The following is a 14,905-nucleotide window of genomic DNA, read 5'->3' on the forward strand; positions in this document are numbered from 1 at the left end:
CTGATCGGCATTAGAGCATATCGCTCCCTTTTTAGTTTCTAGTTCTAGAGGTATTAAGACATAAAGCCAAGGTTTGGTGACGAGAAATTTCGGATGTTAGGGAACACGTAATCCAACGCTGCACCATCGGTAATCCCCATCCATTGGGCTAGAGTTGAGCCTACTTGGTCGGTTCCGATTTTAGGAATCAAACGTCCTTTCGAATAGTCATCCTCTCCACCTAATACCAGTTCAGGCCAAGTGCCAATTGGCTTCGAGCCATTTACCGCACCACCCATAATCAACTGGTGCCCACCCCAGCCGTGATCGGTACCATTTCCGTTGTTTGTCATCCGGCGGCCAAAGTCAGACATGGTAAAAGTAGTGACATTGTCACGCATTCCTAAAGCATCTATTGCACGATACATGGCCAATAGATTGGTGGCTAGATCGCCAAGTAACGCAGGGTGTTTGGAAAGCTGAGAATCATGAACGTCATATCCAGTATGTTTTACAAAGAAAACTTGTCGCTGCTGGCTTAAATGGCTTTGGCTTGCGATCAACTTGTAGACCGTTTGCATCTGTTTACCGAGCGTTGTCGATGTGAACAACGGGGCGTTTTCTACGTTGTGCAGTTGTTCCGCTAAAACACCGCTCATGGTCATTGACTCATCGACCATCAGATTAAAATGACCACTGAAAGGGTTACTGGCAGAAGTTGCAAGAAGCTGATCGTACACTTCTTTGTAACGAGGATTCCCAAGCGCACTTAATTGAACCGCTCGGTCTTTCTTAAGAACCGTTTGTCTGTGTTCAAGGGAGCGCAACCACAAAGAATCACCGTGTACGCTATATAGTGGCGTGATGTCCGAATGTGAACTCATCACATCAAGCATTCTGCCTGCCCAGCCAAGATTAGCGAACGAATTCATACCGCCGCGCATCAAGGCATTGGCTTGTGAGTTATGGGAGAAGAGCTGGTCGGGTAACGGGACTTCACCCGCGTCGATCATTCCCTTCGTCATGGGTTGTTCGAGAACTCCGCTATTAAGAACTACAGTTGCATCTCCGTTGTCAAATAGCTCCGTCAATCGAGCCAACTTAGGGTGCATGCCTAACGGCACATCATTCCCTTGTCTATCTTCCGCATTCAACCCGATTGGGATGATGCTGTTTTTCGCGACGGAAAGTTTGCCTCTAACATTCGCGTATTGGTCGTAATGAAAATCAGACAGAGGTAAGAATGTATTGATTGCATCATTGCCGCCATCTAAATACACGCAGATTAGAGCACGAAAATCATTGCTTGGTGAAGCCAAGGCATAGCCGGGAAGCCCAACGGAAGCGAATGCGCCCAGAGAAGCGGTTCCTTTCATAAAATTGCGTCGTGATAGTTTCATAATTCGCTCCTAATTTTGAATGTAGAATTCGCTGCCAGAAATCGCGGTGAAAATCACTAAGGCAAGTTTGGTGGTGGGAACATAATTGGTTTTGTACTCATTCAATGCGTTATGCATGATTTGTTGCAGCTGTGGTGACGCTGTACTTGCAAAGAAGCGCGCATCGATGGCTTCAACTAATGCATCATGGTCATCGAGTAACGCGTACAGCTCCGTCATGTCGAGTGTGTAGGTCGAACCATATCCCTTGCGAACACTGTAAAGCATGAAGTTAACGGACTCTGTGTACACTGACCAATCCAGTAACTCGTACTCAGGGGAAACCATACCGTTAAAGACAAAGTCTGCCGAAGGTTGGTAATCGGGTGAATAGAAGTTAAACACAGAAGGTGAGCGCAACGGACCTTGATTGGCGATGTTCATCACTGAAACGGCGCCATCGTATCGTGCTGCACTAAGCGTGAACCCCGCAGCACGATGGAAATTGGTAAGAACTAAGATTGGCTCTTTCACTTTGATAGGGCGAACTTCAGTCAGCCCCCGAGCCTCATCGTCAAGTAAGATAGCGCGAATAACGGCATCAAGATCGCCTTTGGTGCCGTGGCCATTGTTATTGAACACGGTTGCTACTCGGGCTACGTATCCCGGCGTAGGGTTTGACGTCACAAAGCGTTGGATGAGCAGCTTAGAGACAAAAGGAGCAATATTATCGTGGTTCATTAAAATATCGACCACTCGCTCAAGCTCTTCCTCCGCGGTTAGACCTGCAGGAATGGTAGTGCCCAGTACCGTTTTTTCATTCGTATCATGGCGATTTTTAATTACCCGCATCGGCAAAACGAACGCAGTATCCGATTTATTCCAACCAGTTAGCGCACGAGCTAGCTCTTGGATGTCGGTTTGCGTGTAAGTTGCGAGAGCATGCCCCGTTTTTTGATCGTATTTAATGCTCCCGTCTAGGTTGAGCTGATACAAGCCAATGCTGAAAAGCTGCATTAGTTCGCGAGCAAAGTTCTCGTCTGGAAGCGCACCAGTGTTTACGTTTTCTTTGGCGCTGCCCATCATCGACAAATAGTTTCCCATAACAGGGTGCTTTGCCGTTTTTAGCAGTAACTCTCGGTAGTTCCCAAACGCGTTTTCAACCAGTAGATCATAATAATTCACGAGACCTTCAGGCTTGCTGCTCAGAATACCACCATGCTTAGATACAACCAGGATTTGGCTAAGGGCAAAGGCCATGCGTTGTCTGAGTTGATCCTCTGCGGTGAGGGCGATTTGATACCAAGCGTTTTCACGGTTTGCCTGAGCCCCTTTACTAAAGGGCGTGAAGTAAAGATCACTGTGATAAGTCGGTGGGAGAAGAATTTGTTCTGAAATCCAGTCCTCGTAATTGGTCTGGTTGACTTGGTCGATTAAAGCAGGAGTAGGACCAAATGTGGTTTGATATAAAAAGCGTGCAGTAGGTAGATCTGGATCGTCCTCGTCAGCCGATACTGGCCCAACAAAGAAAAGCAGCATGGCAACAAAGCCTAATACCCAGCAAGAAATCTCATTCTGTTTCTGACGTCTCATAGTTAACTCGCTTACCCGAAGGAACGACTTAAATCCATTTAACGGGAGTAATGAAGCTCATGGTGAGCTAATTAATAAATTTAGTGAAATCAAGCAGCTGCAGAACGGATTATAGACGGTAAAATTTGCTATCAAAGTTGTTAATTACAGAAAATAGTCGCGTGGAAGCTTAATTTTTTACAAGAAATAATGATAAGTAATTGAATAGTAATTGAGTATTTTGTTGTGAGTTGGCTCAAATAAAATATGAAACTTTTTTGAATTCATACTTTGGTAGCGAGAACGTTTTCGTCAAGTTTGAGTAAGGTACGGTAAATGACATAACGCTTAGTTGCCTTGGTGTGAGCTTTTAAAGGAATTTTGATTGAGGAATGGCTCAATCCAGTGTTACTCAGGGAATACTGCTCGCCAAAGGCGAAATGTTCGTGGTTACTGGGGGTTTGTACAGTGTTTGATTGAGGTGCCATTGGCGGTATGTAGTAAAAGAAACCACTCTATGAATGACAAAGAGTGGCTTCCCTAGATTTCGAGCTGTTACTTTCTTGCTAGTTTATGATGTGCACGAGAGAAATGATCGGCACAGAATGCACCAACAATTGAAAGCTCACCAGCCAAACACAGACCAGCAGCGACTTCTGCTAACGCCTTTGCTTTACCATTTCCGTGCAAACCAAGGATATCCAAACACGCTTTTTGAGTTGGCAAGCCAGTACCACCGCCTACAGTACCAACCATGATATTTGGCAGGGTGACAGAGGTATACAAGTTTCCTTGAGAATCCACATCCATTCGAGTAATACCAACCGCAGATTCTGCTACGCAAGCCGCATCTTGGCCGCATGCGATGTACAAAGCGGTGAGGGCATTGGCGTAGTGTGCGTTAATACCTATGGTGCCACTTAGTAAGCCACCGACCGTATTCATCTTGCCAAATTTGACCATGGCTTCTGGTGTGGTGTGCAGGTATTTCTTAACCAAAGCCGCAGGAATCGTCACTTCAGCGGATACTTTTTTACCGCGAACGGAACGCAAGGTGTGAGCGTTGGCCTTCTTATCACCAGACAAGTTACCGTCAAGGTAAGCATCAACCGGAGCGATAGGGCTGTATTCGAGAATGTAGTGGAATACCTTGTGTGTCGCGATGGTGACCATGTTCTGACCGGACGCATCGCCCGTCACGTATTCAAACACCAAGTAAACATGATTGCCTTCAATATTCACGTTGATGTCTTTTAGCTTGCCGTGCGTGGTGGTGGATTCTGCTTCTTTACGGAAGATATCGTATTGAGTTACCACCCAACTTACGAACTGCGCGGCTTCTGCAAGAGATTGGAAGCCAAACACAGGTGTACGGCTAACACCTTCACTGATCAAAAGGGTACTTGCACCACCGGCGGCAGTAATTAAGTTTGCACCGCGGTTGTAAGAAGCGACCAATGCAGCTTCTGTTGTTGCGAGAGGGACTAAGTAGTCGTCGTTCGCGTAAAGGCCGTTAATACGCAGAGGGCCGGCAACACCAACAGGAACATTAACGGTACCAATAAAGTGTTCGATGTTGTTGGCGTATTGGTCGTAATGCGATTGAGTAAAAGGATCCAGAATAAGATCTTTGTCCGTCATGGATTCTAGCAACTTCCAACGGCGCGCAATGTGCTTTTCCGTCAGACCTGCGCTAAGGCAGAGTTTCTTTTCTGGCTTGTGGTATTTCGGTTCTAATGCCGATTGTACTTTTTCGCAGGTTCCATTCTCAGAGAGTGCAGAGCTATTCCTTGCGCTGTCTAAATTTAATTTCGGCATACAAACTTTTTTTTATTCATTTGGTTTGGAATTGTAGTGATACAAAACGTGATTACAATCCCGCGTATACGTTTTGCAACAAAAGGTTGCTCAGCTTCAAAGGGATGAGCATTCATCTTGAACCGAAGATTACGAGCTATCGGCGTGACAAAAAACAAACAATACAATTGCGAACTGGATTAACTAATTGAAAATATTAACTTTAAATATGGCTTGGTACGGGTGGTTAATGAGTAAGAAATGAGCGGCAGTCTAAATTCTTATTATTGTTAAAATTGCGCAAGGTGGGTGAATTACTCTAATTTTGAACATCAAAATGATGAGGTTGAAATGTGCTGGCATGGCGGAAAGTGGTAAATAATTTGGGTTGCGCCACGGCATAATAGCCCCACGTTTTCAATTGAGGGTAAAGTATGATTGTTTACTTTCGAGTTCAGGACGTAGAAGTGCTGTGTTGTTCGCATGAATCCACAAAAATACGAAAATAGGCGTGGTAGTACTGGAGGCTGATACTGGTGTTTGGAAATCCTTTGCAAGACATCACAATTCTTAACGATTTCCAAGATAAATTCAAAGTAATTACGAAAGACGGGAAGATCCACAAGAATACCTTGTAGTAAACTCTTTCGACTATTTGGGGACGCTGGATGTCCCCAAATTTTTCTCTAAAAGACAAAAAACTATTCAAGGGAACGTATGAAGAAGTACCTATTGGCTGGCTTAGTTTTGCTAGCTTCATCAAATGTATCCGCCGATCAATTAAGCTGGGAGCAATTGTTGCCAGTGAATGTTCCTCAGATTGAAGACCCATTTGTAAAACTCACAGACCAACAACTTTTTGAACTGGGCTCTCTTGCAAGATATCGCGATTCTCAAAATCTTAATGATCAACAAAAGCAAACCATGAAAGAGTTGGAGGACAATTTAAAGGCTGACGACTTAGACATTGAATGGTTGTTCAAAAAGCGCGAAGAAATTACTGAGCATCGTCGTATGCTCGCATCGATGCCAAACGCAACGCTAACAGAACACACTTATGAAATTCCTGGCTTTGTAACGCCAGTAGAATTTAACAATGACGTTGTCACAAAATTTTTCCTTGTTCCAACCATGGGGGCGTGCATCCATACGCCACCGCCACCTGCAAACCAAATTGTTTTGGTTGATTATCCAAAAGGCTTAAAGCTAACTTCTCTTTACGAGCCAATTTGGGTGAAAGGGGATCTGCATGTGAAAAAGACCAAAGCAGATGTTTCATACTCTGATGGTGCTGCAAACGTAGAAACCATCTACCAAATGGACGAGGTTACAATTCGCCCTTACCGATAGGAGTACACCATTGCTGAAATGCTCGTGAGAAACGCCCTTTACGAGAGTCACTAGCGGGAGATCATAAGTTAACATTTGCGTTTGGAAGGTCGAACATCGCCATGCTTGAGGCGATACGTCAAGAAAGGTTTAGCTCAATCGATAGCGGTTTTGGTCTTCGTGCGAGAATATTCATCTAGATGATTATGTTTATTTGCCTTACCAAGAATAACTGTATATAAATACAGTTATTCTTGTTTTGGGTTAATTTTGCTATCGCAAAGAGAAAGATAAAGGGAAAGGCAATGAACATCGCGTTAAGAGACAAAATCATTCAGGTGTGTAAGAAGAAAATAGAGCAGAAAGGCGACAATGTTGGCGTGTCCTTTTATGCCTTTTTCGCCAATAAGAATGACAACCCTGCGTTACTGATGGAAGCGGCGACTTGGTGGATTCAAACTCATCAGCTCGATCACTTCGAAAAAGCGACCAAGATTATTCATTTAGTCGAATCCGAAATGTAGAAAGGGGCACATAATGTGCCCCTTTTTTCAGCCCTAAACTTAGATATTTATAATCAGAGATTAAGCTCTTGCGAACTTATAGGTACGGTAACCGCCAAGTAGGTTACGTGCTTTAAACCCGGAGTTGACCAGTTGACGATAAGCGACGTTACCGCGCAAACCAACCTGACAATAAATCACGATCTCTTTGTCTTTCGGCAGTTCATTCATACGTTGACGAAGTTGGTCGACAGGAATATTGATCGCGCCTTCAATGAAGCCGACAGATTTCAATTCTCCCGGATTACGAACATCAAGCAGCAATTGGTTTTCTGACAGGTTGTCGATTTCATCAAAATGAATCGCTGTTGCGTCACCGTTAATGATGTTATTCGCAACGAAAGCCGCTTGGTTAATCACATCTTTCGCTGAACCATACGGCGGCGCGTAAGTGAGTTCAAGGTGTTGCAGTTGTTCTACCGTCATACCAGCACGCTGTGCAACTGCCATTACGTCGATACGTTTATCAACGCCATCTTTACCTACGGCTTGTGCACCTAAAATTTTGCCGGTTGCTGGATCAAACAGCATTTTGAACGACACAGTTTCTGCGCCAGGGTAGTAACTCGCGTGGCTTGCTGTGTGGACATACACTTTTTCGTAAGCGATGTTGTCACGTTTAAGCTGCTTCTCATTTTTACCAGTAGAAGCGACGGCCAAATCGAAGATCTTACAGATCGCTGTGCCTTGTGTACCTTGGTAAGTTTCTTGGCGGCCAAGCATATTGTCTGCTGCCATACGACCTTGACGGTTTGCTGGCCCTGCCAGCGGAACAAGTGTTTGTTCGCCAGTGACAAAGTCTTTCTCTTCAACCGCATCACCAACAGCGTAGATTGAAGGGGCGCTGGTCTGCATGTACTCGTTGGTGTAAATACCGCCTAGCGAGCCGATTTGAAGGCCGGCTTCTTGTGCGAGTTTTGTCTCAGGGCGAACACCAATTGCCATGATTAGGATATTGGTATCAAGCTGGTCACCATTGTTTAGAGACAGCGTCAGTTTTCCTTTAAGGTGTTGGTGTGCGTCATCTTCACCCGCTTCTATGTTCGCGATAGATTGGTTCGCCACATACTCAACAGAAGATAGAGCAACGCCTAAACGTAGGTCGATACCTTTCTCTCGGATTTCAGCATGCGCAAAGCCTGCCATTTCTCGGTCAACGGGCGTCATCACTTGAACCGCCATTTCAACCAATGTGGTTTTTACGCCAAGCTGGTGGAACGCTTCCATCATTTCCAGACCTATGAATCCACCGCCAACGACCGTAGCGTGTTCAACTTTGTTGGTTTCGATCGTTTTAATGATGCGATCCATATCTGGAATATTGCGCAGCGAGTGCGTTAACGGGTTATCAATACCCGGAATAGGTGGCACAACGGGACCTGCGCCAGGGCTGAGTAGAAGAAAGTCGTAGCTCTCTTGGTATTCTGAACCATCAAGTAGGTTCTTAACCGTAACCGATTTGTCTTGGCGGTTAATTGAAACCACTTCGTTCATCACACGGACATCAACATTGAAACGCGCTAAAAAGCTTTCAGGCGTTTGAAGAAGCAGTTTGCTGCGTTCTTGGATATCACCACCAATGTGGTACGGCAAGCCACAGTTTGCAAAAGCTAATTATATGTTAATCTACATATGTCAAAGCATATATTGAGAGTCAGTCATGAGTAGGTACCACCTTTATCATCGAGTAAGTAAAGCCATTCAAAGTGAAGAAGGGCATGGTATAGATCGTCAGCAGCAAGGTAGTGAAATCTGGATTGAAAACCACAATCAGAAAAGAGTTGAGGAAGGATTACCAAGTTATAGCCGTGGACAGGTTTATGAAGATAGGGGACGCAGTGGATATACAGCCGCTAACTTGAAAAATGGCGAGCTTGGTCAGCTCATGAATGACATTGAACGTGGATTTATAGAGAAAGGTGACATCATTGTAATAGAGCTGATTGATAGGTTTAGCCGAGCCAAGCCCGACTTTGTACGTAAGCAGTTTGAAAAAATTTTGTCAGCGGGCGTGAAGATAGCGATTACAAAATGGGATATTGTCTTTGAAGAAGATATGCAAGGGATTGAAGGTGTAAGTGCAAGAGTTTTGCTTGAGATTAGCATCTACCTTGCTAACCAAGAGTCGTCCCAGAAAAGCGCAAGGATTCGATCAAGCAATAAAACAATGAAAGAGAAGGGATTAAAGCATATAGCTAAAACCCCCATCTGGTTGGCTCGTACATATGACCGAAAGGGTCATGAAGTTATCCCTCAAAATGCTGAGATTGTTCAGAAGATCTTTGAGCTGAAATTGGAGCATGGTTGGGGAGCTTTAAAAATCATGAACCACTTAAGAGCGTTAGAGGCAAAGGGTAAGCTAAAAGGTTTTGTTGCGGTGGATAATAAACCAAGTCTAATTTTAGCCAGATATACATACAATGATGAGGGGGAGTTAGTTCAAGGGGCGTTGAATGCTCCACTTGCAGAATCCACGGTTAATGCAATTTTGCGAAATAGGAATGTGATCGGTTCATTGAATGATCAACCAAGTTACTATCCGCCAATTGTAGATGAGGCTGTATATTATGCAGTGCAAAAAACGTTTGATACTAGCACTGGCGGGGGAGGTAGCGGCCAATTCAATAATGTTTTTCGCAATATTGGAGTATGTGGGTGGTCTGACGAACTGGGTCACAAGTGTGGATACTCGTTGGCGTATGAACGAAGAACAGGAACTAAACCGCCCAAGGGAATGTATCTAAAGTGTAATAACAAAAGGAAACGTCATCGTTGCAAAGCAAAAAATGTCAACTATTTTCAAGCTCAAAACACAGTCTATGCAGTATTAAAAGAAATTAAATATGAAGTAGGCAGCTCGATTGATATATCAGCATTAGAAGCTAAAAGAGATGAAAAGATCAAACAATTAGATACTGTTAGGGAATATATGGTCAAATTCCCTTCTGATCCAAGCTGGGAAAAGGATTACGAAGAGCTGCTTGCCAAGGAAGCGCTTATCACGGCAGAAATCGAAAATGCCAAGGCAAGAGTAACAGGGACACTAAAAGACCTAAACTTGAACCTCAGTAGATCAGAGGATAGATTCAGATTCAATCAAATAATGAAAGATTATAAGATTAGAGTTGTCTTTTGCGAAAAGCAGGTGGTGATTAAGATCGGAGTTTGGCATGATTTTGAAATCAGAATTCCTCATGACTATACGGAAAGAGATGTAAGTAAGTTTGTTGTAAATGTAAAAGACAACATGAAGGGGGTTGTTTTGAGAAAAGGACGAATACCAAGCCTAATATTAACATCGGGAAAACTATAGTGCTCATACAACCAATAGCTCGTTATAATCAATCGAAATACTTAAACTCATTTGTCATTTTGAATGAAACTTTTTTGAAAATCTTTTAGTTAGAATACCGAGTAAAGGTTTGTAATGTATCAAGTGCTTAAAAATCCAGAAAAAAAACTGGTAGATCTTCTTGTAGGTGGAAACAATTACCACTTTGATGGCTTAATTAAACGCTGTAAAAATCGCTTGGTACAGACAAATTTTGAGAATCTTCAGAAAGTTATTGATATGCACATGGCAAAATCAAAAGCAATAAGTTGCGTCTATTTCTCTTTTGTTTGTGAGTACGCAGAAGAGATTGCTTTGATTTGTGTTAAACGGCAGATAACAATTGGTGATATAGAATCCGAAGAGAGGGTGACTTTTCAATCTAGCGAGTTTCCTCAAGTGGCTTATCCTCTTGCAGTACATCAAAAATTTCCTCATCTCAAACAACTTCAAAGCTACCTTTTCGATACGGTACTAAGCAAGGTCAATTCATCTCAAAGAGAACAAGTTATCCTCCTGCTTTCTGACGAGTTAGGTAAAACATTTGATGAGATTCAAACACTAATTTATAAATCACACTGTGCAGTTAGAAGTATTGTGAAAGATACGGTTACTTTAAGCGCAGACAATGTAATAGATTCGGTAGTTTACCTTCACATGGGTGCTTTTTGGCATGATAACCGAGGAGTATATGTTGTTAGAGCAGGAACAGGTGTTGGTAAAACGCATCATGCTCTAAGAATGTGTAAGCGAGAAAAAGGAAAGGGTAGGAAGACCGCCATGATCAGCAATCTGATTAGTGTGATAAAACAGCATAAACCAGAAAAAATTAAGACAGCATTTTATGATGAAGATATGCATGATATCGAAAGTGCTGATCATTTTAGTTTAACTATTAATGCTCTCGCTAATGATTTTCACTATTATAAACTCGTCCAAGTAGACACGATTGTGATTGATGAGAGTGAAAAGGTTCTTCAAGCTTTATTTGATCCCAACGTCACCTACATACCGTTATTAGATAAAAAAATTATTCGAAGCCGCCTTGCTAACTTGCTCAAAGATTCATCTAAGAAATTTATATTCATGGATGCAGATGCAAGTGATGAAGTCTCTAACGCATTTGTACGTGAGTATAGGAAAGAAAATGTTATTGCGGTGAACTTTCCTACCATTGCTTATCAAAAAATCGAGGCCCATATTGATGAACTAACACTTGTTCAATCAAATCTAGTTGCGAATAAGTTACTTAGTTCAAACAAGCAATTTATCGCATGCGATAGTAGGAAAATGATCGAGCGTCTGCTGAGAGATAGCGGGTATACCGATAGTAATGGTTACGCTTGCCATAAAACAGCATTAAAATCGGGAATTTTGGTTGTTCATAGCAAACTCAAAGAATTTGAAGAGCAAGCAGCATTTTTAGATAACCCGAATCAAGAAGTTACAAAATACCAAACGGTCATCGTTAGCCCGAGCTTGAGAGAAGGTTTTGATATAAAAGCCCGTTATTGTGATGAAGTTATCGTGTTAAGTCGTAACGTTCTACAACCTCTACAGCTTGTTCAGTTAGCAAGACGACTACGTAAAGCGACTAAAATTCGATTCGCTGTTTCACACAGGATTGATATGAGATATGACACTTCTAAGCTAAGATTTGAATCAAAGAGTCATGACACCATTTCAAAAAGGTTAGAGCGAGAGTTTGAGAAGCGTGAAGTTCTATTGAAGATAAACCAACCTCTTGCACTGCAAGAGACACTAACAGAACTTGGTTTTAATCTGACAGTACACCCGATTTCATTAATGGATCTAAGTTGCGAGAACAATTCAACTACGAGTACAGCTAAAGAACGGCTAGAGGAAATACCTAAAGCGAGAGTTTTACTACAAGCAGAGTTCTATCAGTTAAATAGCAGCTCTGCATTAACAGTTGCGGATGAGATGGCAATTGAGCGATGGAAAATCGCTGATAGGTTAAATATAGCTGTTGAAGATGTAACAAAAGAGACCGTTGCATTTTATGATCAATTTGAATTTGAAGCATCACAAGCATTTCTTAGAGCGGCACAAGGGGCATCTGCAAGTGATAGTCTTGGAGCAAAATTAGCGGTCATAGTGTCCGCTTTAGGTGTTGAAGGTCTCACACTTAGTGGGACGTTTGAGATAGCAGACTCACTAAAAGCATATAACAGCATCATCACACATAGAGTATTACTAAAGGAAAGTTTTGATAAAAAGTATGCTGAAAAATTAGAAAGAATGGAGGCTGTTGAATCAAAAAATTCAGCAACAACTCGCCTAAATACCCTGCTTAGACGATTAGGTATCGAGAAGGGCCAAACTATAGGGAATAAGAAAAATAGGCGGAGGCAGTATCACTTTAGCTCGCTGGCGATATCAGCATTATCCAAACAATAACGCAGTTACATAGGTTACAATTGGGGGTCACAAAGTTTGGTAATATATTAAAGGATGATAAGTTTGTGACCCATAAGAGAAATTGATACCCTATAAATAGAGCGATAGAGAAAGCACACTGCAAAGCAGTGTGCATCTTCTATTCTTTAGCAAGTTACTCGAAGGAAGTTTTACGAATTTTAACAGCGTTGTTGATCAAATCATCTTAAAGACAAAAGAAGCCATATGTAACTAGCCGTTAGCTTCAGATAGATGTGCCTAGTCTATGACTTTGACATTTGCCACGATTTCAATCACTTGAGCGTTGTAACATTTCAAGTTCGTTAGTTCTTTATATTGGGACATTGCCGCCTCAGATATTGATCGGTAGTGATAATCTGATTGTGCTTTCCTCTCAGCTATTGTTCCATTTTTCAGATCAGTAATTGCTTCTTTTCTGGGATGGTCACCCGTCAAAAGAGCTTTATTCTTTCAAGGCGGTATCAATCAATCCAGAAAGTGAGTGAACCACTGTCGATCGGAGCTTTGTTATGTTGTTTCAGTTCGTTGTTTTGTTGTGAGGTTTTGACATAGGTCTACGGTAATTAACTTACTTGGCCGATCAGCTCTTAAGTTTCTTATTTAGTCCTCTCTATTTAAGCAATCTAGCTACTTAGCGATTAGAATATGGGGTTTATGATCCGATTATGCTGTAATCTAAAATAATAGTTAATATAAATAATAAAATTTTCTTGTTTTTATTATTGGTTTAATTGTTTAGTTTGTATTTTAAATTTCCCATCTGAGATTATATTTAAATTAAAATAGTTATCCTTGAGGTTTATTTAAGGTGTAAGGGCGTTTTGTGTTTAATTGTTGTTTGTCGAAATAAGATAATTGCACTGTTAGTTTTTAAATTTTAAAAATAACTTCTATATGGCGATGTAAATTGTATTTTTGTCATTTGGCTGTTGATTTGTTGCTTAATATGAGTATTATAATTTTATTGACAGGCTAAAGCTACTCACCGCCAATATGATACTAAGTATACCATTCTGGTATGGTGTCCGAAATATAATGATTTAAATAAAAATAACAATATTTGTTTCGAAGTTAAGACGAAATTTAATAATTTTATTAATTCTATTTATATGGAGGAATATATGATTGAAAAATCTAAGATGAAAATGTTTCAATCCCCAGAAGTACAGGGATTTATTGGACATTTGCTCTCTGAACTTAGTATGAATTCAAACAGTTTTTTGAATTCTAATGAGTATTCTTGTTTAAACACGAAATTACTTGCTCAGTTGGACAAAGCACAGAGAGCCATGCAGATTGTAGGCCTTATGCAGAACAAATACGGTGTTTACTGTGTAAAAATCTGTCCGCCGATATCTCTTAGAGTTGCAGGTGTCGCAAAGTGTGAGTACATAATGTCACTCAAAACAGATATTCCTTCAATTGCTAAAGGTAGAGCTTTTGAAGTTAAGCAGTCAGTCCGAGCATTCTTTAATCAATATAGTGACAGTATTGAGGGTGGATTATCATTCTCTCATCGATTAAGAGTCGTAATGTTTAAGCACGGCTTCGAGCCGAACTACATTCAACCAACTAATACTTATGACGATTCGTCGCTATTAGGTGATCAAGATTTCACTAATGCTTTAGATAATGAAGCAATACCGTTTATTTATAATCAATGGCTTTCAAAGGTTGTACTTGAGCGTTTAGCTTCGCAAGCTAGCGCTTATAACACATTGAAGGTTGGAGCGAGAGTGCATCACTTCTTAAATTTCTTGCACGGTCATTTGATAAAATCAGACTCTTATTGCCAGATTCTGATTCGTCATATTTACTTGTATCAGCGTAATTTAATCGAGTTACAATTTTCTCCAAAGGAATGCAAAAAGCATATGGATGCGGTTCGATTTTTTTTCAAGCATCTTAATCGTCTTGGTTACTCGTCGTTGAACTTAAAGCACATTAATTTAAATTCATACACCAAACTTAGATAAAGGGTTTACTATGAAAGTAAATAACGAAGTTTTGAAGGACGTAATAAATGTATTGAGTTATGGTTTTACTAACGCAGTTCAGCAAGACCTATCTCGATTTGTTGCTTGGGGAATTGGAGCGAAGGAGTTCATTGAGATCAACACAATAATTACGCAGCTTCGAAATGAACCTTATTTATCACCAGAAGAGCTTATTGCAAAGGGTATTAGTAGAAGATTGATACGAAAAACTCTCGGAGGGTTGGATAACTTTAAATCACTTTTAGGTATTGAAGACTTAAGCTTTGATGACTTTTTAACGTTAAACGATATGGATGTGGGGGAAGTTGTCATCTCATATTTTCACTATCAAACTTTTGTTGAGGATGTTCGTCGTGATCATGTGTCAGAGTCTGAACGACCAAAGCTACGTCATAACCTGAAAGTAGATTTAGGCAATGAGTGTTATGTCAACTCGATACCAATCATTAATCGACATTACATAAGCCCCATTCCAGCAAAAGATAGCGAAGCGGTAATTGAGAAGTGGACCCCAAT

At 41.3% G+C, this 14,905-nt stretch carries 8 protein-coding genes and 2 pseudogenes; 6 read left to right on the forward strand and 4 right to left on the reverse strand.

Features of this window, described 5'->3' with window-relative positions; translation table 11 throughout:
* Nucleotides 1-53: 53 nt before the first annotated feature.
* The 3 genes from KIV40_RS24990 to KIV40_RS25000 form a co-directional block, all read right to left on the reverse strand.
* Entirely contained in the window at nt 54-1,379 is a 1,326-nt protein-coding gene (locus tag KIV40_RS24990; RefSeq protein ID WP_285351890.1) for a DUF1501 domain-containing protein, read from the reverse strand.
* 9 nt (nt 1,380-1,388) lie between these two features.
* Nucleotides 1,389-2,951, reverse strand: coding sequence for a DUF1800 domain-containing protein (locus tag KIV40_RS24995; protein WP_285351892.1), 1,563 nt, complete (start codon nt 2,949-2,951; stop codon nt 1,389-1,391).
* Nucleotides 2,952-3,485: 534 nt separating this feature from the next.
* Nucleotides 3,486-4,748 carry a hydroxymethylglutaryl-CoA reductase gene (locus KIV40_RS25000; RefSeq protein WP_285351894.1) on the reverse strand — a complete coding sequence of 421 codons (1,263 nt, stop codon included), beginning with the start codon at nt 4,746-4,748 and terminating at the stop codon, nt 3,486-3,488.
* A gap of 696 nt (nt 4,749-5,444) precedes the next feature.
* Between KIV40_RS25000 and KIV40_RS25005 the strand changes: the two genes are divergently transcribed.
* Together KIV40_RS25005 and KIV40_RS25010 are read left to right on the forward strand one after the other, a co-directional pair.
* Nucleotides 5,445-6,077, forward strand: coding sequence for a DUF3299 domain-containing protein (locus KIV40_RS25005; protein ID WP_012129308.1), 633 nt, complete (start codon nt 5,445-5,447; stop codon nt 6,075-6,077).
* A 284-nt stretch (nt 6,078-6,361) separates the two neighbouring features.
* A complete protein-coding gene (locus KIV40_RS25010; protein ID WP_051118657.1) occupies nt 6,362-6,580 on the forward strand; it encodes a DUF6500 family protein in 219 nt (72 codons plus the stop codon).
* A 60-nt stretch (nt 6,581-6,640) separates the two neighbouring features.
* Here KIV40_RS25010 and KIV40_RS25015 read toward each other — a convergent pair.
* Nucleotides 6,641-8,233: pseudogene (locus KIV40_RS25015) on the reverse strand (FAD-dependent oxidoreductase); the annotation flags it as partial.
* 46 nt (nt 8,234-8,279) lie between these two features.
* Here KIV40_RS25015 and KIV40_RS25020 point away from each other — a divergent pair.
* From KIV40_RS25020 to KIV40_RS25040, 4 genes and pseudogenes are all read left to right on the forward strand, one after another.
* A complete protein-coding gene (locus KIV40_RS25020) occupies nt 8,280-9,932 on the forward strand; it encodes a recombinase family protein (RefSeq protein WP_285351899.1) in 1,653 nt (550 codons plus the stop codon).
* A 114-nt stretch (nt 9,933-10,046) separates the two neighbouring features.
* On the forward strand, nt 10,047-12,371 hold the full coding sequence (locus tag KIV40_RS25025) for a hypothetical protein (protein WP_285351901.1): 2,325 nt from the start codon (nt 10,047-10,049) through the stop codon (nt 12,369-12,371).
* A gap of 1,142 nt (nt 12,372-13,513) precedes the next feature.
* Nucleotides 13,514-14,368, forward strand: a complete 855-nt coding sequence (locus KIV40_RS25035) for a hypothetical protein (RefSeq protein ID WP_285351903.1) — start codon at nt 13,514-13,516, stop codon at nt 14,366-14,368.
* A gap of 10 nt (nt 14,369-14,378) precedes the next feature.
* Nucleotides 14,379-14,905: pseudogene (locus KIV40_RS25040) on the forward strand (hypothetical protein); the annotation flags it as partial.

It is taken from the genome of Vibrio sp. D173a, assembly GCF_030248475.1.